Origin of the sequence: Gelidibacter algens, from assembly GCF_001678675.1 — a bacterium.
Taxonomy (GTDB): Bacteria; Bacteroidota; Bacteroidia; order Flavobacteriales; family Flavobacteriaceae; genus Gelidibacter; species Gelidibacter algens.
The window spans coordinates 36,493-61,543 of record NZ_LZRN01000026.1 but is presented as its reverse complement, the minus strand read 5'-3'; the positions used below and the strand labels follow the sequence as shown (position 1 = coordinate 61,543).

The window sequence follows — 25,051 nt, the reverse complement described above, 5'->3', positions numbered from 1 at the left end:
TTATTTACTCGACATTTTAATATAATATCATAAAAGAGTTGTTTTTACTTACTCCTCCAAGAAATTTGGAGTTTTTTTTGCACCCATTTGAGATGGAGCTTAGCTAGTATAATTTTCTTACAAAATCATATTTTTAACAGGAATTTAGACTTATTTTGTATTTCGTCGGGTTTAATAAACATTTTAACTAGCAAAATCCGTGTTCATAACTTTTTTATAATATATTTGTTATTCTCTATAAGCAACTAACCAACTTATTCAGAAATTTTTTAATCCATTTTATACAAGGCGTTATTGCAGGTCTTTACTTTCCCTCGACCGTAATTTGCAATGCATGAGTGTATGCTCAACAATTAATAATCCATTCTTCCCTCGAGTGGCATTTATGCCCAATTATTGATTAGCTAAACTGTAAATAACCCCTAAAATTGATTAAAATGAAGACCCTTAAAATTACTTTATTATTGGCATTATTCTTATCTGTATCAAGTCAAACTGACAAAACCCCTTCCAATTCCAACACCCAAAAAGAAGTGAACACCCAAGATGCTACAAAACCTTATTATGATTTGTTGGCACACTCAAAAGATAAAATTGTGGTGCCTACACAAGGATAATTGCTACTTTTAAATTTCATGAAAGCCTTTACTTAAACTAGTAAGGGCTTTTTTTGTTAATTAAAGACTTTTAAATCAAAACGCTATTTAATTTTGGATAGATTCTATGGTTTTAAAATAATTATTCTACATTTAAAACTTAATCAATCATTCAAGTGTCAAGACTCCTAGCCTTCCTGCTGCTATTTATTTTCTCTTATTTCCCAATGCTTGCGCAAGATGTGCTCCAATCTACAGACTATGAACGTGTTTTGAAACTCAGACAACTAGGAGAGGACAAAACCTTGTCTCTTGAGGAGCGTTTAAAATATTCCAAAGATGCCGTTGCACTTTCACAAGATTTAGATGTTGACAGTCTCATCTTAAGAAGCAACAGAATCTTATCTACCGCATATCTCTACACGGGAGATTATGAGGCTTTCGAAAAGGCCAACCATGAGAACTTGGTGATTTCAAAAAAAATCAAAGATACGTTGGCGCTAGGTATTGCCAATCATAATTTGGGTTTCTACCATTCTACCAAAACTCAAAATGACAGTGCGTACTATTACTATACCAACGCGATTGAGAGCTACGAAAAAATCGGGGAAGTTTCCAGGAAAATAGAGGTCATGGCCAATCTGTCATTGATCCAATATATTGAACGGGATTATTTTGGAAGTGAAGAATTATGCATTAGAGCGTTGCGTTTATTAGAAGCATCCAGCGCTGATGAACGTAATTTTTCGATGCTTTGGATTTTCTATAATAGGTTGGGAAATATCTCTTTGGATTTGGGGCATTATGACCAATCTTTAGAGTACCACGAAAAATCCATCGCCATTAGTAACAAGATGAAAAATGGACGTTCAGATTATTATACCTCTATCCACAACAAGGCATTTGTGTTAAGAAAAATGGGCAATTATACGGAGGCTCTTAAACTCTACAATGAGATATTGGGTGAAAAGGACTTATTTGTTAACGATCCTAGTTTTTATCCCTTGATTCTTGAAAATATCGCGTTTACAAAATATAAGGCCAATGACACAGATTATGATGGTATTGAAACAATGTTCAAAAAAGCCTACCGTATTAGTGATAGTTTGCAGGATCCTATAACAAAGCTGGCAGTTACCATTGACCTCGCAAAATTTTATAAGGGTAACGAAAAGAAAGCAGAGGCTTTGAAGTATGCTCGAGAATCTTATAAATTGGCCAAAGAAATTTCTTCCAATGATATTTTTTTGGAGTCGATGATGATGCTATCTGAACTCAATCCTGGCGAAGAAGGTAAGGCGTATCTTCATGAGCACATCAGGTTGAGTGATAGTCTTCTGGCGCATGAACGTGGCATTCGCAATAAGTTTGCGCGGGTTCAGTTTGAAACCGATCAGGTAGAACTGGAAAATGAACGCATTGCTGCTGAAAAAATGTGGTGGACCATTAGTTCCATTGTGTTGTTGGTGACTTCGTTGTTGGTGTATATCATCATCACCCAGCGCAACAAAAACAAAGAATTGAAATTCAAACAAGACCAGCAGGAAGCCAATGAAGAGATTTATAACCTCATGCTGTCACAGCAGGATAAAGTGGATGGCGCCAGGGCAGAAGAGAAAAAACGCATTTCTCAGGATTTACATGATGGTGTTTTGGGCCGACTTTTTGGAACGCGGTTGAGCTTGGACAGTTATAATTTTAATCAAGGAAATGAAGCGGTTCAGGTAAGATCCAAGTATATTTCTGAACTCAAGATTATAGAAGAAGACATCCGTAAAATCTCTCATGATCTGAATACTGATTTTGTGTCTGGCTCCGGATTTATGGATATTTTGACCGAGTTGATCGACAAGCAAACCCAAGCCTATCAATTGGCTTATAAGTTTGATTTTACTGACGATATCAATTGGGAATCGCTGTCCAACAAAAGCAAAATAAATATCTACAGGATGGTCCAAGAGTCGCTCCAAAATATTTATAAACATGCCAAAGCGAAGCGTGTAAAAATTAGCATCGCACTTAAAAAAGCTGTAATTTGCTTGTCCATCAATGATGATGGTATTGGCTTTGATCCTAACAAAAGCAAAAAAGGCATCGGCCTAAAAAATATCAAATCAAGAGTGAAGGAGCTTAACGGAACGGTGGCATTCCATTCAGAACCTGATCAAGGCACAACAATTGAAGTAAAAATCCCCTATACAACCTAAATACCTATGCAACACATTCATATTTTAATGGTAGATGATCATCCTATTATTATTGAAGGTTATGAAAATACCTTGATGGCAACCAAAAAAGAAGATCAAATTTTACAAATAGAAACTGCAAATGATTGTGACACGGCTAATGAGCTGTTGCAGCGCGCATCAAAAGAAAAACCTTATGACATTTGTTTTTTTGATATCAGTTTGCCCAGTTCTTCAGATGGCAAATTGACCTCAGGAGAAGATTTGGCAAAAATGACAAGGGATATCATGCCCAATGCTAAAGTGGTTATTTTAACCATGTTCAATGAGTCTTATAGAGTACACAATATTATCAAAGAAATTAATCCCGATGGATTTTTGATTAAAAGTGATATGACGTCCAGTGAGCTTGCTGAGGCTTTTCAGCACATTTTGACCACGCCGCCATATTATAGCAGCACGGTGAGTAATTTTCTCAAAAAATCAATAGATACTGATATTTATGTGGATGACATCAACCGGAAAATTCTACACCTGCTATCTCAGGGCATTAGAACAATTACGTTGAGAGAACACATCAATTTATCAATGAGCGCTATTGAAAAGCGTAAAAAACAACTCAAGTTATTGTTGTCTGTAGAAGACGGAAAAGACGAAACATTGATTGAAGAAGCACGGAAAAAAGGCTTTCTTTAAATAAAATTGTTAAATTTTCATCTTTTTACTGTTTTTGAAATTTGCACAGCAAGCGGTATGCCTCAATACTACGGTTTCTCCGTAACTGGGTTACGGTTTTCCCGTAACTCAAAGTCATAATCATTAGTTATATTTGACTGTCAACACTAATTAATTAATCCCTCTAAGTAATTTGTTGAGTTAATAGCAAAGAAGAATAAACCTAGTAATTGACCATCCGGAAAGTTATTAGGTTTTACTTTTTCATACCATTTCTACTTCCTGACTTCTGTTTTTTTAAATTTATTAACTAAAATTTTAGTTTGAACTAATATTTTAGTTATATTAGCATCATGATGTGAGCAGATTATGAATTGATATTCAGAATAGCTCTAGCACATGTCAAGTTTAATTAAACACGTCCTGCCCAGGTAGGTGATCCATATGAAACAACTAACAAAAGCCGAAGAAGAGATTATGCAGGTCCTTTGGCACTTGGAAAAAGCCAGCGTCAAACAACTGATCGACGAGTTGCCTGAACCAAAACCTGCCTATAATACCGTATCCACCATAGTGCGGATTTTAGAAAGTAAAGGTTTTGTGGATTATGAAAAGCAGGGCAAGGGCCATGTGTATTTTTCGCTGTTGGCCAAAACCGACTACAGCAACCAGAGCATCAACATGCTGGTAGATAATTATTTTCAGGGTTCCTTTAAAAGTATGGTTTCCTTTTTCGTTAAGAAAAATGACCTGAACTTAAAAGATCTCGAAGCGGTTTTAAAGGAAATTAATAAAAAAGAAGACTAGCATGTTACATTATATTCTACAGACCGTGGCCTTTCAGGTGTTCTTTTTGATCATTTACGACCTGTTTTTAGAAAAAGGAAACCTTTTTTAATTGGAATCGCACCTATTTAATCGGTACCGCGTTCTTGTCATTAACGTTGCCGTTTTTAAAATTTGAGAGCATCAAGGCCATTGTTCCAGAACCTATGGTTATTAGGTTGCCGGAAGTTATTATTGGGGAGGTTTCGCCAACAATTATCGACGAGGCTTCAATGATCCAATCACAACAGATTTCAGAACAGGCCATGAGTTTTTCTTGGGACCATATTTGGATGGTGGGAATGGTTTTGGCAGCGTTTATTCTGGCCTACAAACTCATCAAGATCCGAACATTATTGCGCAAAAATCCGAAACGTTGGAAAGGCAATATCCTCATGGTTTACTTAATGAATAGCCATTCGGCATTTTCATTTTTCAACACTATCTTTTTGGGTGATGCTATTGAGGCGGATAAAAAAGAGCACATTGTACAGCATGAAATGGTGCACATCAAAGAAAAACACAGTCTCGATTTATTGGGTTTTGAAATTCTAAGGATTGTGTTTTGGTTCAATCCGTTAATCTATATGTACCAAAATAGGCTCGCCATCTTGCATGAGTTTATTGCAGATGCCCACGCTGTTAAATACAAAGGCAAATCAGAATATTATCAAAGTCTGCTGTCTCAGGTTTTTGAGACGCGGCACATTTCTTTCATCAATCCATTTTTCAATCAATCATCAATCAAAAAACGAATCGTTATGTTAAGCAAATCAAAATCAAAACAGATCCATCTCATTAAGTACGCCCTACTAATTCCGATGGTTATAGGAATGTTGATGTACACCTCGTCTTATGCGAGAGAAATTAAAGATCCATTTCCATTTCTCCAACAAGAAACCGTTACTCAGCAATTGACCTTTCAGGAATTAGTGGATAAATATTATAAGGAATTGATCACCATAATTGATTCTCTAGGGGACTCTACAGAAACACAGGATATTGTAAGACCTGAGGACATATATATAGAACCCATGGATCAAGTCGCGAGAAGACAAGCTTTTAGCAAATATTTGATAAATAAGTGGGGCTCAGCGAAAGAAATTAACGGGATAATAACGGATCCATACAAAACCTATGATGAATATCTTGCCTATAAAAAAACAGATGAAGCCAAAATGAGCTGGGAAAATAACGCAAGAGATGGTGAACTACGTTTAGTGGTTGATGATATGGATAAATTAACCGATACTGAGCAGCAGCGGAAAGAAGAATTATTAGCTTTGATTGATACAGATGAATTTTACTCTAAACTAAATATGACTGATGGTAAAACCACTATTATCACGGATTTTGGTAAAAAGGATGCCCAAGGAACTAAAGAAAATCTAGAACTTTATGACATTGAAGTCCCCTACGCGGTAATTGAAGAAGTTCCAATCTTCCAAGGTTGCGAAGATCTTGAGTCTAATACTGAAACCAAACAATGTACTTCTGATAAAATAGCAATGTTCGTTAATAAAAATTTCAATGTAAATTTAGCGACGCAGCTAGGATTAACTGGAAAACAACGCATCAGTGTCATTTTTAAAATAGGTAAGGATGGGAAAATAAGAGATGTGATGGCAAGAGCATCACACCCTGGCCTCGAGGCAGAAGCCGTAAGGGTTATTAAATTATTGCCCGATTTTACACCGGGGAAACAAAAAGGAAAAGCGGTTACGGTGCCTTATAGTCTGCCGATTTTGTTTCAGGTTCAGGATGATGCTCCAGAAACAGAGACGAAAAGAACAGTAAGTTCTGAGCAGGAGTATCTTAAGGCTATAGAATCTAAAGAGCAAGACAAAATAATGTGGGCAGGGGAAGTTCCCTTTGCCGTTGTTGATGAGGCACCTTTTTTTCCGTCTTGTCAAACCTTGACTTCAAATAAAAAGCGTAAACAATGTACTGCAGATGAAATCACCTCTTTTGTCAATAAAAACTTCAACACGAAATTAGCTAAAGAACTAGGCTTAAAAGGGAAACAACGCATCATGGTTATTTTTAAAATTCAGAAAGATGGCAGCATTTCTGAAATAAAATCAAGAGCACCACATCCAGAATTGGAGAAAGAAGCGATTCGTGTGATTAAGGCCTTACCAAAAATGCAACCTGGGATGCAAAGAGGGAAACCAGTGGTAGTACCCTATAGCCTTCCAATACTATTTCAAGTTCAATAATAAACTTCAGCAATGATAAAAGTTTTTCTGTTTGTACTGTTTCCTTTTTTTGCATTTGCCCAACACATAGATTATGAAAGTCTGTCTGATGAGAAGCTTCAATCAGTACTTCAAAAAGAGCTCCAAGACATGGAAGCTCGAGGTGCCACACCAGATTTGATAATGGATAAATTTGTGGTGGAGCTTGAGGTTTATATCCAATCTCGGGAAGCGTATTACCGCTTTGTGGTGCATATGGCATACATGGCCGATAAACTCTTGGAAGTAAAAATGCAAAATCGGACTGAAACGCCCAGTGATTTTGAATTGGCTAAAAAGTTTAAAAGCCAACGGACTTATCAAGACTATGTCAATCATAAAAAAACCGATGCAGCCAGAGAGTCCTGGGAAAACAGTACCCATGATGGCATTTTAAAATTGGTAGTCGATCATCATGAACAATACACTGAAGAGGAACAAAAACGCTATGATGGTTTGATCATCTTGCTCAATAAAGACCCCTATTTTTCACATTTAAATATTACTGATGGCCAAACCAGTAAAATTATTATGCCCAATAACAACTAACCTAATCCATGATTAAATTCTATAATTTTTTTCTTCTTGCATTGCTTGCATCTTCCATCCAGGCTCAGGATTCCTCTTTAAAAACAGGGGATAGCCTCTATGCTTATGGCAATTACTCGCAAGCTATTGAAGCATTTAAAACCTATCCACAGCAAGATGCGGTCTATGAAAAAATGGCGAAAGCCTACCTAGCACTCGGGAATTACGATGCCGCATTAAAAAACTATGACAGTGCACTCAACGCTTTTCCTGAGGATGCGCTCATTAAGTATGATTTCGCCAAGCTCCTTGCGCGAAACAAAAAGCTTAATGACGCTGAGGTATTGTTGAATGAATTGGTGTATCTGGATTATAAAAATCCAAATTACCATTATGAACTGGGTCTGGTCATGGAGCAGCAAGGAGATTCTACCGCCATGAACAGATTTCATACGGCCTTTCAACTCGACAAAACCCACCAAAAAGCCATTCATAAAATAGCCAAACAGTTGTTGGTAAAGCGCAAACATGACCAATCTCTTAGCTATATCAACACGGGTTTGGACAGTTATGCCAACAATGTTGAGCTCATCAGTTTAAAAGCACTCAATTATTACTGGATGGAAGATTATAAGGAAGCGGCCACATGGTTTGAAACATTATTGGCTTTGGGTGAAAGCTCTCAGTTTATCCATGAGAAATTAAGCTTTTGTTACGCAGAACAGGTACAGTATGAAAAGGCGATTGTTCAGGCCAATCGCGCTGTGAATTTTGATCCGAAAGATGCAACTAACCTATATATTTTAGGCCAGTTGTATGAGAAGGTTAAGGCTTACGCTTCCGCGGAAGAATGGATCACCAAATCTCTGGAGATTATGGATCGCCCCCTAAACGCGGAATATACCAAATTGGCAACCGTTTTAAATCAGCAAAAAAAATACAAAGAAGCCATTGCAGCCCTTCAAAATGCGGTCAAGGAAAATCCGCAGGATGAAACGGCTCAATTCTTTTTGGTCCGCACCAAAGATGAGTTTTATGCCGATCGGGATTCCAAAATAAAGGTATACGAGGGGTTCATTGAAAAGTTTCCTAAAAGTGTCTATTTTCCTTATGCCAATAGGCGTTTGCAGGAACTGAAGGAGGAAAAGTTCATGAAAGCTGAATAAGCTTTTGAGACTCCCAAAATAAATTAGTTAACAGAATTACTTCAAGTGAATGTATTCACTAAAAATATTGTACTTTTCAGCTTCAGTTATATTTTAAAATGAAGCGATTTTTATTTGTTCTCTTAATCTTACTGACGTCCTGCGACTATTTTCAATCTAAAAAAGTTTCTACCGAACAACTTCTGGAAGAAGAAATGCAGGCCATCAATTGGAATCATGTGGATGACTATCCAACATTTTCTGATTGCGATGGGGCAACTACCAATGCCGAAAAGAAGGCATGTTTTGAAAATTACCTGTACACCTTGCTCACGTCACACTTAGAAGAACAACATATCGTAGTGACTGATGATGTTTCAGACACCGTTGTCTTAAAAATCCATATCGACAAAACCGGTCAGTTTTCTATTAAAACTATTGACATGGACGATGTGACAAGAGATCAGATTCCGCAATTGGACAGTATTTTGAGGCACAGTTTTGATTCGCTTCCAAAAATTTATCCCGCCATTAAACGCAGTCAGCAGGTAGCTACCGAATTCAGTTTGCCCGTCATTGTTAATATCAATTAGTTACGCTTAGATTGCGTGAGGGGTCAGCGTTTGTCTGCACTAAATTTGACAGACAAAAATACTGATGAAACTCCTATTGTCTGTAGCTGCGACCTTTCCACTGATATCCTTTAAATACGGCAATAAACGCTACGTAGACACTAAAAAAGGGATAGCATAACGATGCGAGCAAATAATGTTTTAAATGGCTTTTCTGATCAAAGAACAGAGCCGATTTATAGATCAACAGAAAATCAATGCTAAACTTTATGATAAAAATATAAAGAAGTTCTTTAGGTTTTAAGACCCCGATGCCAACCAGAAACAGACTGGCAATCAAAAGTCCATTTTGCGTTAAAATGATAAGTCCCGCAAACTTCCCGAATAAATTTTTATAAGCGCTTGACTTGGCGGCCCAACGCACCCGCTGTTCCAAAAGGTCAGCCGTTGAGGTCAACGCTTTTGTAGCAACAACCGCGTGTTTACATTTTAAATAGTGCACATTGCTGGCGTTGTTGCGTGTTGCCTTTTCCAGCAGAAAAACATCGTCACCACTGGCTACTTCCGCGTTGCCTTGAAATCCGTTGACCGCATTAAACAGTTGTTTTGTATAGGCTAAATTGGCACCATTGCATAAAAATGGGGTCTTTGTGCCGAAGCCTCCAATAGTGGCGCCTTGCAAACTCAGAACATCCAGAAGTTGAAAATTTTGTAAAAATCCTGTCACGTAATGGTAAGTGATAGGTGCCACAACCAAATCAGGGTGTTGCTTTTGGATCAGCTCATCAAAACTATCGAGCCAATATTTTGGAAGCACGCAATCGGCATCGGTCGTCACAATCCAATCATAGTTGGCCTTTGAAATAGCTAGGGTAATCGCATCTTTTTTGGGCGAATTGGTGCTTCTTACATTGTGGATCACGGTAATGTTGGCGCCACCAACTCCTTTAGATGCCAGGAATGTCTCGACAATATTACGCGAGTCGTCATCAGAGTCATCATCCACAAAAATGAGTTCAAAACGTTCTTTGGGGTAATTCAAACGTGAAATGGATTCCAAAAGTGCGGGAAGCTCCTTCGCTTCATTCCGAAAAGGGATAATAACGCTGAAACGTGTTTTCGGCTTCATGTCGCTCAATTCAAAAGTTTTCACGCGATCAAATCCTAAACAGAAACTTCCAATCAGTAAAAGATACACTAAGGTGACGGCGATGATAATGCTAATCATGAAACGGTTTTTGGAAGTTTAAATTGAAGCACATGGTAACTGCCAATCACACTCGGGAGCACAAAATTTAAGATCCACATAAACGTGACGACAGATAAAATAAGAGGTTCTGGAACGCCGAGTAACCCAAATATATAGACCGCGACGCCACCTTTAATGATCACATCAAAAATAAAAATAGAAGGGATAATGGAAGATAAAAGGTACATGGTTGAGATGGCGACCATAGCATTATAAGAAAGATTGACATCAAAAAGAGACAGTAAATAGTAGAACTGAAACGAAAAAATGAGATAGCGTAAAAGAAGAAAACAGCACTGTTTTTATGATGGTTTTTTTAGAGATGGTATTTATAAAGTGGATCAGCTTTTTAAATGATTTTCTTTTTTTACCGAACCAATTTGCTCTAAAAGCCCAAATGAGGCCTGAAATCGTTATAATCGCCGCGGTAGCCCAAATGAAGATACCAGTGTAGTTTAACGTCGGCTGAAAATGCAGTGTAAAACACACAAATCCAATAACTCCTAAAATTGTTGTGATGCCCATTTGTGCGCTATTCCCTATCAAATTCAGAAACATTATTTTTTTACGAAGATGGGGTTGGTAATACATGGCTTTGGCGCCGTAATCTCCAATGCGGTTTGGTGTCATTAAAGAGGCGGTAAGCGCTCCCAAAGTTTGTGCTGTGGCTTGGCTAAAAGTTACTTTTGAAATGCATTCCACCAACGTTTGCCATTTCATAATTTCAAAATACCAATTCAAAAAACTTAAAAGCAGTAAAAAAATGACCGCAAATGATGATATTGAGCTAAAATTTGTCACAATATGAAGAAAGTTTTCAAATTGGAAGTTGCCCTTCTCAAACAATTTGTGGTAGATAAAATAAAAAGCGGCAACAACGAGGCCTAATTTTAAAAGTACAAGCAAGAATTGTTTAGTTTTGTAGGAGATAGCCTTTAACATAGTCACAAATTAAACCATAATTAGCGTATGAGACCATATTTTAAATTACAAAAGGTAAGTTGGCTCCTGTTTTTAACACTTATGACCACGTCTTTAAGTGTTGCGCAAAGGGATGTCGAAAAATGGAAATTACAGGTTGCTTTGGGTATTAATAACCCTATTGATAATGGCGAAAATGTTGGTTATTATTCCAAATACATCAATTTTCCATCTATAAATTTAGGTGTGCAGCATATGTTTTCTGAGAGCTGGGGCGCAAAATTGGATTTTGGATATAACAGAGCTTCTAACGCTGAAGGTTCTCTGCCTTATAAATTGAACTATACACGTATTAATGCGCAAGTGGTGTATGATTTTAATAAGTTATTGCCCTTTTTGCCAGCACCAATTGGCGTTGTGGGTCACGCAGGTCCAGGAGTAACTATGACCAAGCCCTTGGCTAATTTTGTTAATAACACTTATACATATCTGAATGTTTTAGGCGGATTGGAAGTGCATTATAGATTGTCTGAATCGGTATCCGTTTATGTTGATGGATCTTATGCCTTATCACTTTCAGGGAAAGATAAATATGTGTTGGCTACCGATGGATATTCATTTAATGGCGATTTAGCATACGTTGCGCTTGGGGTATCCATATCTTTGAGCGGATGCCATTATTGTTGATACATGATAAAAGAAAAAATTATTTTAGGAATTGATCCAGGAACCACCATCATGGGTTTTGGACTCATCAAAGTGGTTGGTAAAACGATGTCATTCTTGCAATTGAATGAACTTGATCTCAAAAAATATGACGACCATTACCTAAAACTCAAACTCATTTTTGAGCGTACTATTGAGTTGATTGATACCCATCATCCAGACGAGATTGCTATTGAAGCTCCTTTTTTTGGAAAAAACGTGCAAAGTATGTTGAAACTTGGTCGTGCACAAGGTGTCGCCATGGCCGCAGGACTTAGTAGAGAAGTGCCCATTACCGAATATGCTCCAAAAAAAATCAAAATGGCGATTACTGGCAACGGAAACGCCAGCAAAGAACAAGTGGCTAAAATGCTTCAAAGTTTATTGGGATTGAAAACTTTGCCTAAAAACTTGGACTCTATGGATGGACTTGCAGCAGCAGTATGTCATTATTACAATGACGGTAAGATTGAAATCGGCAAAAGTTATTCGGGGTGGAGTGCGTTTGTAAAGGAAAATAGTACGAGCCCTGCAGCCCCCAAAGGGGGAGTTAAAAGGCCCCTAACCCCCAACGGGGGAATAAAGAACAATCCAATTGTGGACTTGCGTAAAAAGAAATGAGTTTTTCAAGCAATTATAATTATAGCGGTTCTGACAATTGTCCGAGTAAAAACTCCTCCCCTTCGGGAAGGTCGGGTGGGGCCTTCGGTATCTACATCCACATCCCATTCTGCAAACAAGCTTGTCATTACTGCGACTTCCATTTTTCAACCTCATTAAAGAAGAAAGATGAGTTGATCAATGCTTTGGCGAAAGAGTTAGTGCTGCGCAAAGATGAATTCAAAAACAGTAATGTTGAAACCATCTATTTTGGAGGTGGTACCCCGTCATTATTGTCGATTGACGAATTACGATTTTTGATTGCTGAAGTTTATAAGCATTACGAAGTTGCAGAACATCCTGAAATTACTATTGAAGCCAATCCAGACGATTTAATCACGGTTACCAATATGGATGTCACGCTGAGCGCAGTCGAAGCGACGACTCAATCAATCTTCAAAGCCTATAAATCCATCGGCATCAACCGTCTTTCCATAGGCATCCAATCTTTTTTTGAAGAAGATTTAAAATTGATGAACCGCGCACATAATGCCAAAGAAGCTCAAAATTGTTTAGAAGAGGCCACCAAATACTTCGATAATATTTCCATCGACTTGATTTATGGTATCCCTGGAATGAGCAACGAGCGCTGGATTCAAAATATAGAAACCGCATTAAGTTTCAATATCCCGCATATTTCGAGTTATGCTTTGACGGTCGAGCCAAAAACTGCTCTGGATACGTTTATCAAAAAAGGGATTATCGAGAATGTCGATGATGATCTGGCGCAAGAACAATTCCATATCCTAATTGAAAAATTGGAAGATAATGGTTTCATTCATTATGAACTCTCCAATTTTGGAAAGCCAGAGTATTTCAGTAGAAACAATTCGGCGTATTGGCAAGGGAAACCGTATTTGGGCATCGGCCCTTCGGCACATTCTTTTGATGGGAAACACAGGGGCTGGAATGTGCGCAACAATACAAAATACATCAAATCTTTGGAAGAAAACACCATTCCTATAGAAACCGAAACCCTTTCCACTACTGATCAATACAATGAATATATAATGACAGGATTGCGCACCATTTGGGGGGTGTCTTTAAAAAAGGTTGAAGACGATTTTGGTCCTAATTATAAAGCCTATCTGTTGCAACACTCACAAAAACATATTATTGAACATTTATTGTATCTTGATGATGGCAAATTGCTGGTCACTAAAAAAGGTAAATTTTTGAGTGATGGCATTGCTTCTGATCTCTTTAAAATTAATCTATCTTGAAAGCAATAATTGAACACAATCATAAATTTATAAAAATAGACTTATTAAAACCTCTTGATATTTCTATCCCGTTGCGCGCTTCTAAAAGTAACGTGAATGCTTGGTATATTGGTGCACCGGTAATTGAGCCTGTCAAAACTAAAGACTGGACCGGAAGCGTTAAAGCTGGTGCCGATGTCAATTTTAATAACATTCAATTCAATCCGCATGCTCACGGCACACATACCGAATGTATTGGGCATATTACAGAAGAATTCCATTCTATCAACAAAAATTTGACCCAGTTTTTCTTTACTGCGGAATTGATATCCGTAGCCCCAGAAAAATTCATGAAAGACACGGTCATTTCTAAACATCAAATAGAGTTGCTGTTAAAAGACAAAACTCCTGAGGCCTTAGTAATCCGAACCATGCCAAATACAAAGGACAAAAAAAGTCGACAGTATTCTGAAACCAATTGGACCTATGTAACGGAAGAAGCGATGGTGTTCCTCAGAGAAAAAGGGATTCAGCATTTCTTAATTGATTTACCAAGTGTAGACAGAGAACATGATGGCGGAAAATTGTTGTCTCACAAAGCCTTTTGGGATTTTGATGGTGACCGACGCATGCACTGCACAATTACTGAATTTATTTACGTCAACAACAAGATCATAGATGGCAGCTATATGCTCAATCTCCAAATTGCCCCTTTTGAAAATGATGCTTCACCCAGCAAGCCCGTTTTATATAAGATCTTCGAATAGATTTCTATAATCCTCTAAAAATAAACGGTATAGGTGCTTTATTGTAGGAAATTGTTTAAATTTAAAAAGATTTAAATGATGCTATGACAGATCAGGTGTTCATAGTTGTGGCTGTTTTTGAGGTAAATTTTGAATATGGCCAAAGCATAGAATATAAAGCTGCCTTGAACATTTTTAGAGGTTCGCTGATCAACATAATGAGTATAAACAGGCCTATGCTGTCTGGAAGCGCTTAATCAAGGAACGGTCAAGAAGTTCTTCTATGATAAGCAGTCGATAAGCAGAAAAAATACTGAAAAGGATAACGCTATAAAAAACGGAATTAGTACTTATGAAGATAGCCTTTTTTATCAGTTGCGCTTTATTTGTAATCAAAACTTACGGGCAATCGCAAGTATCCTTTAGGCAGTTATCTGTAAACGACGGACTTTCTCAAAACAGCGTAGTTTCGGTTACACAAGATAGTATCGGCTATTTATGGCTTGCAACACAAGATGGGCTCAATAAGTTTGACGGCAACAAATTTCAAATCTACAACGCGTTTTTTGTTGATGTGACCAAGCCCACTTACAGCCATTTGGGAAAGATTTACACAGATCGTGACGGCCATATCATTAGCATTCCTATTTCTAAAAAACCTCAAATTTATAATAAAAAGGACGATAACTTCAGCCCCTTTTCAACCTTAAAAGATGTCAGCGCGGTATATCAAGACCGTAAAAAAAATTATTGGTTTGGCACCTATACTGCTGGATTGTTTAGTATGGATGCTGTTACCCAAAAAGAAACATTAGTTATTCCGCCGGAAAAAATAGGATCCATTTACTCAATTTCAGAAGATGACAATGGTACTCTTTGGCTCGCAAGCCAAGGTAAAATAGTGAGCTTGAATGGTGAAGACAATGCGATAACACCCCATTTTCCTGATGGCAATAAGAATTCCGTTACAAATTACGGTTCTATTTTGTTTGAGGCTTCTGGGACTATTTGGGTAGGTTCATATGGAAAAGGGTTGTGGTTTAAAGATTCCAAATCATCACTTTTTAAAAGGGTTAATACTTTATTGCAAGAGGAAAATGAGCTTCCAGATAACTTGAATATTTTATCAATGCATATTGATAAAAAAAACAGATTATGGATTGGCACCTTTGGGGACGGACTCTATAAATTGGACCTCAATACTTTTAAAAGATCTCATTTTGAAGTTAAAAAACACAACCCACGAGCCATACATTACAACGATATTCTTTGCATTTATGAAGATTATACAGGCACCTTATGGTTTGGAACGGATGGCGCTGGCGTTAGTTTTTATGATGAGTATCTTGAAAAATTCAACGTCATCAACAACAGCCAAATCCCTGAAGAAGTCAATATTGACTTAGTGAGGGCCATACAAGTTGATAAAAATGATGATGTTTGGATTGGCACCAGTGGCAAAGGACTTTCAAGATATACACCAAAAACAAACTTATGGAAAACTTATACCGAAAAAGCAGGAACCCTAAGCTCTGATAGAGTTGTCAGTCTGCTTATTGATCACGATCAAGACTTGTGGATTGGCACGCAAGGGGGTGGGTTAAATATCCTGCAATCCAATGGAGAAACAGCGTATTATAATAAAAGCACCACGATTGTATTGCCAACTGAGACCATTTGGGATATTTTTGAAGACAGCTCCAATACTGTTTGGCTAGCCACCAGAGATCAAGGCATCATTCAATTTGATAAAAATAAGGGGGTATTAAACACGTTTGACAAATCAAATGGATTGCCAAGTAATAATATCCGTGTTATTATTCAGGGGGAAGACCAGAAACTTTGGATTGGAACAGAAGAAAATGGCGTCCTTTTATTAGACCCTGCAGCAGAAACCTTTATAGATTTTCAATCCGATTTCAATATAAAAGATGAAAATTACGTGAAAAAAGTAAAATCGCTTTATTATGATATAAAGGGATTGTTATGGGTTGGTACCAATGGCCATGGCTTAAGTGTATTCAATTTGAAAAACAAAACTTTTCACAATTACACCATAGATGATGGGTTGCCAAACAATGTTATTTATGCAATTCTGCCCGATGCAAATAACAACTTATGGTTAAGTTCAAATAGAGGCATCACAATGATTACCCCACCTAAGGATTTGGAAGACAAGCCCCTAATTGTCAACTATGATAATTATGACGGTTTGGCTACCGAGTTTAATACGGGGGCTTATTTCAAAACAAAAAATGACACGTTTTATTTTGGAGGTTTGGAAGGCTACTATTGGTTTAATCCCACGGACATACAAAAAAATCAAGTGCTTCCAAAAACAGTTATAACAGATTTTGAAGTGTTCAATACTAGTTTTCCATTGGTTGACAATACGGAATTGAAATACAAACAAAACACCGTAGCGTTTACCTTTTCAAGTTTGCAATTTTCACTTCCAAAGAAGAATATATACAGGTACAAATTGGAAAATCACGATGAAAATTGGATAGAATTAAAAAATTTAAACTCCGTAAGATTTACCAATCTGCCTTATGGGTCATACACGTTTTTGGTGAAATCCAGTAATTATGATGGGGTGTGGAATGATAATCCTGTTAGTTTTTCATTTGCCATATTAAAACCTTGGTATTTGAGCAATTGGATGTTTTTTGTTTATGTCCTACTTACTGTGATGCTTGCTGCTTTAACCTATTACTATTTTAAATGGAAATGGAGAATGACCTTCAGCTTAAAGCAAGAAAAGCAGGAGTCAGAACGATTAAAGCGTTTAGATGAATACAAAACAAAATTGTATACCAATTTATCACATGAATTTAGAACGCCTTTAACGCTCATTTCTGGCCCCATAAAAAAGCAATTGTTAACGAGCGATTTGAAACCAGATTCAAAAAATGATTTGCAATTGGTAGAGCGCAACATAGACCAAATGCTGAGTTTGGTGGACCAGTTATTGGAGTTGTCAAAATTGGAATCGGGCAAAATGACATTGAAAGTCAAACAAAACGATTTAGGCTTGTATTTAAAAGTACTTACAGAATCCTTCCAGTTTTTAGCGGAGCAGAATGGGCTAAAACTAACCGCAACAATTCCAGATATTGGAGAGGCTTGGTTTGATGCCGACAGTATTGAACGGATTGTGAATAATCTGTTTTCCAATGCCATAAAATACACTTCCAAGGGTGGTACAATTGCTTTTGACGTAAAAAAAACCGATGACAATGACATAAGGATGACTTTTCTAAACGACATAGATGGTATTATAGAAAAGGACATATATAAAATCTTCAATCGCTACTATCAAATCAACGAGGATTCAGAAGGCTCGGGCATCGGACTTTCCTTGGTTAAGGAGCTCACTTCCTTGTGTCATGGCACTATTGAAGCGTCTTATGTAGAGACTTCAAAAATGAAGTTTGTGGTCAATTTGCCCATTACAAAAAGTGCTTTTTTAGCAAATGAAATTGATACAACTACAACCTTACAAAAGACGACATCACAAACTGAAATGGCAACCAGCGCTGCGGGTGATAACACTAAAAAACCAATTGCTTTGGTTGTGGATGACAATGAAGATATTAGAGAATTTATTAAATCTTTATTGATAGCTGATTTTAGAGTTATAGAAGCAAAAAACGGCTTTGAAGGTGTTGAAAAAGCATTCAAAACCATTCCTGATATTATCATTTCTGATCTGGTGATGCCTTTAAAAACAGGGATTGAACTGTGTCAAATTTTAAAGCATGACCAGAAAACATCGCACATCCCTATCATCATACTCACAGGAAAGTCCGATGAAAACGATGAGATTGCAGGATTAAACACAGGCGCTGATGATTATATTACCAAGCCATTTAACCCTAAAACACTTCAAATTAAAATCAGCAATATCATTCAAAGCAGAAACACACTACACCAACGTTACAAGCAAGACAATCTTTTCAGTCCAAAGGAAATTGCTGTTACCTCTGCAGATAAAATCTTTTTAGAAAAAGTTCAAAACATATTAGACCAACAGTTATCAAATCCAGAATTTACTTCCGAAGTTTTTAGCAAACATGTTGCCATGAGCAGAATGCAATTGCATAGAAAAATGTTGGCATACACGGGGCTTTCTACTTCAAATTTTATAAGGTCACAACGCTTAAAGCAAGCGACGTCCATTTTAAAATCTTCACAATATACTATTAACGAAGTCGCTTATATGGTAGGGTTCAGTACGCCATCTTACTTTATAAAATGTTTTAAGGAAATGTACGGGCAAACACCTTTTGAGTACACAAATAAGTAGCTTATCATCTTCATTTTAAGGCTAATGTTACAATTGTTCTATATGTTGTTACATATCTAATATCCCTTTTCAAGTTTCATATATAATTTTGTTTCAGTAATGCGTTGATTTTCAAAGAAGCATTGACTCTAAAACAAAATATGATATGAAAACTAAATTAATTTTAAGCCTATTTGTAATGGGTTTTGTATTTCAGCAGTCTTTTTCGCAAAGACGAATTTCTGAATCAACAAAAGTAGTTTTTGTTGTCAACGAAGAATCGAATACGATAGATGCTTTAGAGCTATTTGAGCAAGAGAAATCTAAGTTACTCACTGAAAAATATCCGAGGAGCAAATTCTTTTTAGGTTTATTGAATGGCGATTATAAAGTGGAGAATAATCGTATAAGTCCGAGCAAAGGTACTGTTCTAACAATGTATACAAATAAAAAGGAGTTACCAGGAGATACTTTTCTCCCGGGAGACACTTTTCTTCCAGGAGATACTTTCTTGCCAGGAGACACTTTCTTGCCAGGAGACACTTTCACTCTTGATAAATCAACATTCAAAGTGGAGGAATTCAATTCATCCAAATTAATTTTTAAAACACAATAAATAATGAAAAATCTAAAAACACAATCACCTTCTTTTCGGTTTCTAACTGCATTATTGTTTGCCGTCTTTTTGATGCCAAATGCAAATGCCCAATTTCTAAAAAAACTCAAAAAACGAGTCGAACAAAAAGTCGAAAATGCAGTCATTGAAAAAACGGCCAATAAAGCGGCAGAAAAGGCTACCAATTCGATGGACAAAATGTTTGATGTGAGTCCTTTCGGTGGTGGAAAGGAAAAGGCCGATCCGTCTTTGGTGGGAGACACCTATGACTTCACTTGGAAATATTCTCTAAAGATGAGCACAAAAGATGGCGAGATTGTATTCGATTATTACTTAAAACCAGAGGCGTCCTACTTCGGATTTACGTCCGCAGCTATGGAAAATATGTTTACAGTAATGGATAACGATTCTCAAATAATGGCCATGTTTATGAAGTCAGAAAAGAATAATGTAGGTATGGTCACCAAAATGCCAGATATTTCTGATCTTGAGGAAGCTAAGGATGAGTCGGCAAAATTTACGTTCGAAGCCTTACCTGAAAAAACAATAAATGGATACCGCTGCAAAGGCGTCAAAGCGACAAGTGAAGACTATGAAATGGTCATGTATTTTACCAATGAAGCCGAAGTAAGTTTTGACGACATCTATAAGAATAGCAAAACCAAAATCCCTGTGCAGCTTAAAGATTACTTCAATCCTGATGATAAGGTGCTCATGATTTCCATGGACATGACCGATTTGAAAAAACCAAAACAAAGCGCCAAAATGGAATGTGTAGGCCTTGAAAAAGTGAGTAAAACCATCCAAAAATCTGATTACAAATTCATGTGATAAAAGCAGTGAGCACTTTAGGGACCAGTCAATCTAAAAGACGAATGCGCGTACTAGAGCATTAACATTTTCAGTGCCATCCAAAAGCTCTCTTCTTCAACACTACTAGTTCTGAAGAAGAACTTCTCAACCATCAAATTCATTAAAAGCTAAAAGAAACTCGTATGAAAATTTATTTGAAAATATTTTTGTTTTTGATAATGGTCTCGTGTCAAGAGAATAAAAAGGTGCAAGCTGGATTTACTTCTCCTTTGGAAAGCGAAACTAAGTCTAGTGATATGGGCACTAATTTTTCTAGTGATACACAATCTAAAACAACGCTATCTAAGGAAGAGTTCATCGATTTTTTTCCGAAGGAAATCGACAATTACAAGCTTAAAGGTGTTTCAGTATTCATGTCAAGTACGCTTGCCAGTGGGCTTTATATACAGGATAATGATTACAGCACAAGCATGACCTATAGTTTAGAAGATGGCAACAGAAAAAATTCAGCAGTAATTAGAAATTTTGAAGACGCCTTTGCTCTGGAAGGAAAAGGTCCGGTGGGAACAGAATACATTTATAAGGTAAGAGAGGGCTATAAAACCATCGCTTTTTTACAACCCGACATCAAACGAAACGAGATCAGGTTTGTTTATAACAATCGATTTCGAATTAGTTTAGAAGGAACGGCAGATGTTCAAACCTTATGGTCCTATATCCAAAAAGAAGATTTACAAAAATTAGACAACTATTAAAACAAAAACTATGGAATCTATTGAAAACAACACCACCCAGGTAAGCGAAGGAAAAACAATCGCTGCCGTTGCCTACCTCACACTTATAGGGTTGATCATTGCTTTTGTGATGAACAATGATAAGAAAAACGCTTTTGCAGCATACCATATTAAGCAATCCTTAGGATTGGCGCTCACGGGCCTCGCTTTGGGACTTATTGGAATGATCCCCATTTTAGGATGGATCATTAACATCATCGGCATTTTTATACTGCTTTTTATGTGGATTATGGGTTTGGTAAATGCATTAAATGGTCAAGAAAAACCGGTGCCCATTTTAGGAGACAAGTACATGGAATGGTTTAAGAATTTATAAAAAATAAACTTATGAAAACCTTAAAAAATAGTATTCAAATTGCCATTCTATTTCTTTTGATCAATCCAGCTTTCTATGCGCAAAATTCCCTTGAAGGAACTATAGCCGATTGGTCCAATGGCGAAGTGCCTTTAGTCTTCAATGATTATATAGCTAAAGAACAGTTCACGATGGGCACTATCTCATCTCAAGGTGCACTCACAGTTCAGCTTGACGCTAATTTTATTGAGACCATGAAAGAAGCATCAAAAAAAGCAAAAGAGAAAGCCCCATCAGGTTGGGAAATGAAGTTCAATACCGTTGCATCCACCTTTGGTTGCAGTGATGAAGATAATTTGTCTTATGAAAATGCCGGTGTTATTTTTCCGGGTCTTCCTGATTTAGAGGCTGTAGGCGCAGATGGAGCAACTACGTACGGGTATCTCTATTGTAGCAATAGCCGCGAACTTTCCACTTGGTTTAACAATTATGGAGAAGGAAATATAGCAAAAGGCTATTACTTGAGATGGTTTTTTGCAGAAAACAATGCCTCAGTAAAAGGCTCCTGCAATATGCCGACATATACCGGAAATGATGATGAAAATTATATGGATGCCACTGTTTATGATTTAGACCTACAAAAGGGATGGAATATCATCAAATATGCAATTACAGAGACTTTTACATCCCAAGCCGGAAAAATAACACCGTCAAAAACTGAGGTGACGAGAATAGACAGCATTCCCGATGATGCAGAGTGGCTCTTGGTGACCAATTGAAATTTTAAGTATAACGCTGCTATCAATGGTGTAGGCATGTAGTTATTGATATGTAGGATGGGCTTAGCAAATGCTGTGAATTGAAAAAAATGAAATTTTCAACAAAAAAATAAATAGATAATGATTTAAAACTTAATAAAGCGAAAGATCATGAGAAAACTAATTTATATAGTGATTTTGGGGTGTTTACTGTCCTGCAACCAAGAAGCCCAAAAAATACTTACGGAATTGCCCAACGAAATTGAAAATGTTCAAGAAAGCAATGAACCTACTGAAGGTGAAAAAGTGGCAATACGGCTTTCTGAAATAGCGCCATTATCAGAAGAAGCGTTGCGAAAGGCCTTTCCAAAACAACTGAAAGCGTTGCCGGTGGATGAAGACATCATGGTTATTGGTCAACAAGTCATAGGAGGTTTTGGAGATAGAACAATTACACTTTCCATAGTTGATGCAGCGGGCCCTAACAATCAAATAGCAGCGCAACTTATAGATAGTTACGCATTTGATAAACCTCAAGAAACCGAAAATTTTAAAATCGTTAATCAAGAGCGTGACGGTATTGAAACCCATGCCGAATATTACAAATACAGCGGAAAAAGTGAGATGTCGTTCTTGTTCAATAAGCGATTTTACATCTCGTTGAGCAATAACGATAATCGTGTCAAGTTAAATCCGGATGAACTTTGGGAGGCTTTTGATATAAGTGTGTTAGAACCATACAAAGAATACTGAAGATGCTTACGAGCTTAACTCAAATTCAAATTTCCGGATTGGTGGCCTTAGTGGTTTCGACGCCTTTTTTAATAAAGTCAGTGCGCAATTTGTATTTAACTAGCGCCTCAAAACATTGGACAAAAGTAAGTGGTACCATAAAGGAGACTTCTGGATTTGGTTTAAAAAACAGACTGTTGTATGAGTACACAGTCAACAGAAACACATACAAAAGCCATAAAATATGTTTTACAAACTCCAATTCTGCCAAAAACCAAAGCGCTAGCGTGTTCGAAAAAAAATATGCGCAAAACCAAATTGTCGATGTGTATTACAAACCCCGAAACCCAAAAATAGCTGTTTTGGAACCCGGCAGAAAAGATGGACTTCTATTAGCCATTATCATATTAAGTATTTTGTTTGTATTTGGTTGTCTTGCGGTGTTTGACCCAGGGTTTTTCTTACAACTTTTTGGATCATATTTTCAAATTATTTAATTAACATTTAAATATCTTACTCATGAAAACACAATTACCACTTAAGCTTTTAATATATACAATGTTTCTATTTGTTGCTGAAAGTTCATTTTCCCAATGTTGGCAATCTGTTTATACAGGTGGCAATTATACCTTAGCCTTTAAAAGCGATGGCACTTTGTGGGGATGGGGCGAAAATGGCGCTGGCATGTTGGGCGATGGTACCAATATAGATAGAACAGAGCCTATTCGAGTAAGTGCAGATACTGATTGGGCATACATTTCTGTAGGGAACGAATATAATTTGGCAGTAAAAACCAATGGCACCTTGTGGGCATGGGGCAGAAGTTTTTACGGACAAGTTGGAGATGGCACTACCAACAGTCTTTTTGTGCCCACTCAAATTGGTACAGACACCAATTGGTTAAAGACATCTGCTGGTGTGAGTCATTCTTTGGCAATAAAAACGGACGGCACCTTGTGGGCTTGGGGCAAAAATAATTATTCGCAGTTGGGCACTGGAACAACAACGCAAACCAAAGTCCCCATTCAAGTAGGTACTGATACAGATTGGAAAGAAGTGAACGCGGGTGCTTATGATCATTCTGTAGCCATTAAATCAAATGGCACCTTATGGACTTGGGGCAGAAATATTTTTGGAACATTGGGTGATGGTACTGACATTTCAAAAAATGTACCTGCTCAAGTAGGGACAGATACAGATTGGAAATCCATTACAGCTACCCACTATTCCAGTTTAGCAATAAAAACCAACGGCACTTTGTGGTCCTGGGGTGATAACGGTGATGGTGAAATGGGAAATGGGTCTAGAATAGATCATTTAGTACCAACCCAAGTGGGCACGCAAACCAATTGGAGCGAAGTGGTAATTCGATTTTCCCATGTACAAGCTCTAAAAACGGATGGTACATTATATGCTTGGGGCTATAATTCGTTAGGGCAATTAGGTACAGGAAACAATACTCCTACACTTTCTCCATTAGCTATTGGTACGGACACTGATTGGGTTGGAATTGCGGCTGGGTCTAATTTTTCAGCAGCTCTAAAAGCTGATGGAACATTATGGACCACAGGGGACAATCAATCTGGGAACCTGGGCGATGGTACCAAAACCAATAGAAACACCTATGGGCAAGTAAGTTGTAATTCACTAACTGTCGATTCTGTCACGGCATTTCTTTTTAAGATCCATCCAAATCCTGTTTCTAATAGCCTCACTATTGAAAACCCTTTTGCAAGTAATCTTCAATTAAAGGTCGTAAATCAATTAGGGCAACTAGTTTTAAAACGGACCCAAAATGCATCTTTAAAATCATTAGATGTATCAAATCTATCCAAAGGGATGTATTTTTTAAATCTTAGTTCTGAAGATGGGAATTCTCAAACCATCAAATTCATTAAAAACTAATACTCATGAAAAATTATTTCTATGTGTCGGTGTTTGTTTGTCTTCTTTTTTCCTGTAAGGGTAATGGGCAAAACACTAACGCTTCGTCAAAAAATGACCGGCCCAATCCAGAAAGCAATTTTGTGTTCAGTGGTGATTACAACGATTTATTAACCTTGGAAATGGCATCGCAAATAACTGGTTTTGAAGCTTCAAAAGCAACTAAGCTGCATACAATGAAAGGAATGATTGCCGAAACGCTTCGTTATTTTTGGGAAAATGGAAGGGAAGAAGTCATAAAGAAATCTGCTTCTAAACGCGAAAGAGTGGCTTATCCACGAACAGATCTTGTCCAGATCAAATGGGTAGATGGTGAAGCCGATATGGAATCCTTTTCAGATTTTATAGACCTTGAGAAATATCCAGAACTGACAGAAGTAAACGGCGTTGGCGAAAGTGCGTATTGGAATCCGAAAAAGAACCATTTAGAGGTCTATTATAATGGCATTTCCTTTTCGCTTCAAGTCGATATTTCTAATGATGAAAGCCTCGATAAAGAAAAAACCATCGCTTTGGCAAAACAAATTATAGAAGAAAAAATGAAATAAAACTAAACCAGATTGA

The 25,051-nt window shown here is 37.2% G+C and carries 25 protein-coding genes; 22 read left to right on the top strand and 3 right to left on the bottom strand.

Annotated elements, in window-relative coordinates; genetic code table 11:
- The first annotated feature begins 437 nt into the window (after nt 1-437).
- The 8 genes from A9996_RS12505 (at nt 438) to A9996_RS12470 (ending at nt 8,785) form a co-directional block, all read left to right on the top strand.
- Nucleotides 438-617: a hypothetical protein gene (locus tag A9996_RS12505; RefSeq protein WP_066435423.1), complete on the top strand. Its 180-nt coding sequence runs from the start codon at nt 438-440 to the stop codon at nt 615-617.
- Nucleotides 618-772: 155 nt separating this feature from the next.
- The gene (locus A9996_RS12500; protein ID WP_146608972.1) at nt 773-2,803 is read left to right on the top strand and encodes an ATP-binding protein; all 2,031 of its coding nucleotides are present in this window, start codon (nt 773-775) and stop codon (nt 2,801-2,803) included.
- Nucleotides 2,804-2,809: 6 nt separating this feature from the next.
- Nucleotides 2,810-3,478 (top strand): response regulator, encoded by a 669-nt coding sequence (locus A9996_RS12495; protein WP_066435420.1) that lies wholly within the window; start codon nt 2,810-2,812, stop codon nt 3,476-3,478.
- A 423-nt stretch (nt 3,479-3,901) separates the two neighbouring features.
- Nucleotides 3,902-4,264 carry a BlaI/MecI/CopY family transcriptional regulator gene (locus A9996_RS12490; RefSeq protein WP_066435419.1) on the top strand — a complete coding sequence of 121 codons (363 nt, stop codon included), beginning with the start codon at nt 3,902-3,904 and terminating at the stop codon, nt 4,262-4,264.
- Between the two features lie 125 nt (nt 4,265-4,389).
- Complete coding sequence (locus A9996_RS12485; RefSeq protein WP_066435418.1) at nt 4,390-6,501, top strand: M56 family metallopeptidase; 2,112 nt, start codon at nt 4,390-4,392, stop codon at nt 6,499-6,501.
- A 12-nt stretch (nt 6,502-6,513) separates the two neighbouring features.
- Nucleotides 6,514-7,068 (top strand): hypothetical protein, encoded by a 555-nt coding sequence (locus tag A9996_RS12480; protein WP_066435416.1) that lies wholly within the window; start codon nt 6,514-6,516, stop codon nt 7,066-7,068.
- A gap of 8 nt (nt 7,069-7,076) precedes the next feature.
- A complete protein-coding gene (locus tag A9996_RS12475; RefSeq protein WP_066435413.1) occupies nt 7,077-8,213 on the top strand; it encodes a tetratricopeptide repeat protein in 1,137 nt (378 codons plus the stop codon).
- A gap of 98 nt (nt 8,214-8,311) precedes the next feature.
- Nucleotides 8,312-8,785, top strand: a complete 474-nt coding sequence (locus tag A9996_RS12470; RefSeq protein WP_066435411.1) for a hypothetical protein — start codon at nt 8,312-8,314, stop codon at nt 8,783-8,785.
- Between the two features lie 73 nt (nt 8,786-8,858).
- Here the strand turns inward: A9996_RS12470 and A9996_RS12465 are convergent, their stop codons facing one another.
- From A9996_RS12465 to A9996_RS20590, 3 genes are read right to left on the bottom strand one after another with little or no spacing between them, the layout of a single operon-like run.
- Complete coding sequence (locus A9996_RS12465; RefSeq protein ID WP_066435408.1) at nt 8,859-9,992, bottom strand: glycosyltransferase; 1,134 nt, start codon at nt 9,990-9,992, stop codon at nt 8,859-8,861.
- Entirely contained in the window at nt 9,989-10,201 is a 213-nt protein-coding gene (locus tag A9996_RS20595) for a hypothetical protein (protein WP_248912347.1), read from the bottom strand. The genes A9996_RS12465 and A9996_RS20595 overlap by 4 nt, the downstream gene beginning before the upstream one ends.
- 40 nt (nt 10,202-10,241) lie before the next feature.
- Nucleotides 10,242-10,733, bottom strand: coding sequence for a hypothetical protein (locus A9996_RS20590; protein ID WP_248912346.1), 492 nt, complete (start codon nt 10,731-10,733; stop codon nt 10,242-10,244).
- Nucleotides 10,734-10,982: 249 nt separating this feature from the next.
- Here A9996_RS20590 and A9996_RS12455 point away from each other — a divergent pair, with 249 nt between their 5' ends.
- The 14 genes from A9996_RS12455 (at nt 10,983) to A9996_RS12390 (ending at nt 25,035) form a co-directional block, all read left to right on the top strand.
- A complete protein-coding gene (locus A9996_RS12455) occupies nt 10,983-11,621 on the top strand; it encodes an outer membrane beta-barrel protein (protein WP_066435404.1) in 639 nt (212 codons plus the stop codon).
- 3 nt (nt 11,622-11,624) lie between these two features.
- Entirely contained in the window at nt 11,625-12,260 is a 636-nt protein-coding gene (ruvC, locus tag A9996_RS12450; RefSeq protein WP_066435402.1) for a crossover junction endodeoxyribonuclease RuvC, read from the top strand.
- A complete protein-coding gene (gene hemW, locus A9996_RS12445) occupies nt 12,257-13,522 on the top strand; it encodes a radical SAM family heme chaperone HemW (RefSeq protein ID WP_083993947.1) in 1,266 nt (421 codons plus the stop codon). Before ruvC ends, hemW begins: the two co-directional genes overlap by 4 nt.
- On the top strand, nt 13,519-14,268 hold the full coding sequence (locus A9996_RS12440; RefSeq protein WP_066435400.1) for a cyclase family protein: 750 nt from the start codon (nt 13,519-13,521) through the stop codon (nt 14,266-14,268). The genes hemW and A9996_RS12440 overlap by 4 nt, the downstream gene beginning before the upstream one ends.
- A gap of 331 nt (nt 14,269-14,599) precedes the next feature.
- A complete protein-coding gene (locus tag A9996_RS12435; RefSeq protein ID WP_066435398.1) occupies nt 14,600-18,556 on the top strand; it encodes a hybrid sensor histidine kinase/response regulator transcription factor in 3,957 nt (1,318 codons plus the stop codon).
- 145 nt (nt 18,557-18,701) lie between these two features.
- The gene (locus tag A9996_RS12430) at nt 18,702-19,151 is read left to right on the top strand and encodes a hypothetical protein (protein WP_066435395.1); all 450 of its coding nucleotides are present in this window, start codon (nt 18,702-18,704) and stop codon (nt 19,149-19,151) included.
- A gap of 3 nt (nt 19,152-19,154) precedes the next feature.
- Complete coding sequence (locus A9996_RS12425; protein ID WP_066435390.1) at nt 19,155-19,982, top strand: DUF4412 domain-containing protein; 828 nt, start codon at nt 19,155-19,157, stop codon at nt 19,980-19,982.
- Between the two features lie 164 nt (nt 19,983-20,146).
- Nucleotides 20,147-20,719, top strand: a complete 573-nt coding sequence (locus A9996_RS12420; protein WP_066435387.1) for a hypothetical protein — start codon at nt 20,147-20,149, stop codon at nt 20,717-20,719.
- A gap of 10 nt (nt 20,720-20,729) precedes the next feature.
- Nucleotides 20,730-21,074 (top strand): DUF4870 domain-containing protein, encoded by a 345-nt coding sequence (locus tag A9996_RS12415; RefSeq protein ID WP_066435383.1) that lies wholly within the window; start codon nt 20,730-20,732, stop codon nt 21,072-21,074.
- Nucleotides 21,075-21,085: 11 nt separating this feature from the next.
- Nucleotides 21,086-21,832: a hypothetical protein gene (locus A9996_RS12410; RefSeq protein ID WP_066435381.1), complete on the top strand. Its 747-nt coding sequence runs from the start codon at nt 21,086-21,088 to the stop codon at nt 21,830-21,832.
- Between the two features lie 150 nt (nt 21,833-21,982).
- The gene (locus A9996_RS12405; protein ID WP_066435379.1) at nt 21,983-22,564 is read left to right on the top strand and encodes a hypothetical protein; all 582 of its coding nucleotides are present in this window, start codon (nt 21,983-21,985) and stop codon (nt 22,562-22,564) included.
- Between the two features lie 2 nt (nt 22,565-22,566).
- Nucleotides 22,567-23,040 carry a DUF3592 domain-containing protein gene (locus A9996_RS12400; RefSeq protein ID WP_066435378.1) on the top strand — a complete coding sequence of 158 codons (474 nt, stop codon included), beginning with the start codon at nt 22,567-22,569 and terminating at the stop codon, nt 23,038-23,040.
- A 22-nt stretch (nt 23,041-23,062) separates the two neighbouring features.
- Nucleotides 23,063-24,448: a T9SS type A sorting domain-containing protein gene (locus A9996_RS12395; RefSeq protein ID WP_066435377.1), complete on the top strand. Its 1,386-nt coding sequence runs from the start codon at nt 23,063-23,065 to the stop codon at nt 24,446-24,448.
- Between the two features lie 5 nt (nt 24,449-24,453).
- Nucleotides 24,454-25,035, top strand: a complete 582-nt coding sequence (locus A9996_RS12390) for a hypothetical protein (RefSeq protein ID WP_066435375.1) — start codon at nt 24,454-24,456, stop codon at nt 25,033-25,035.
- Nucleotides 25,036-25,051 lie beyond the last annotated feature (16 nt).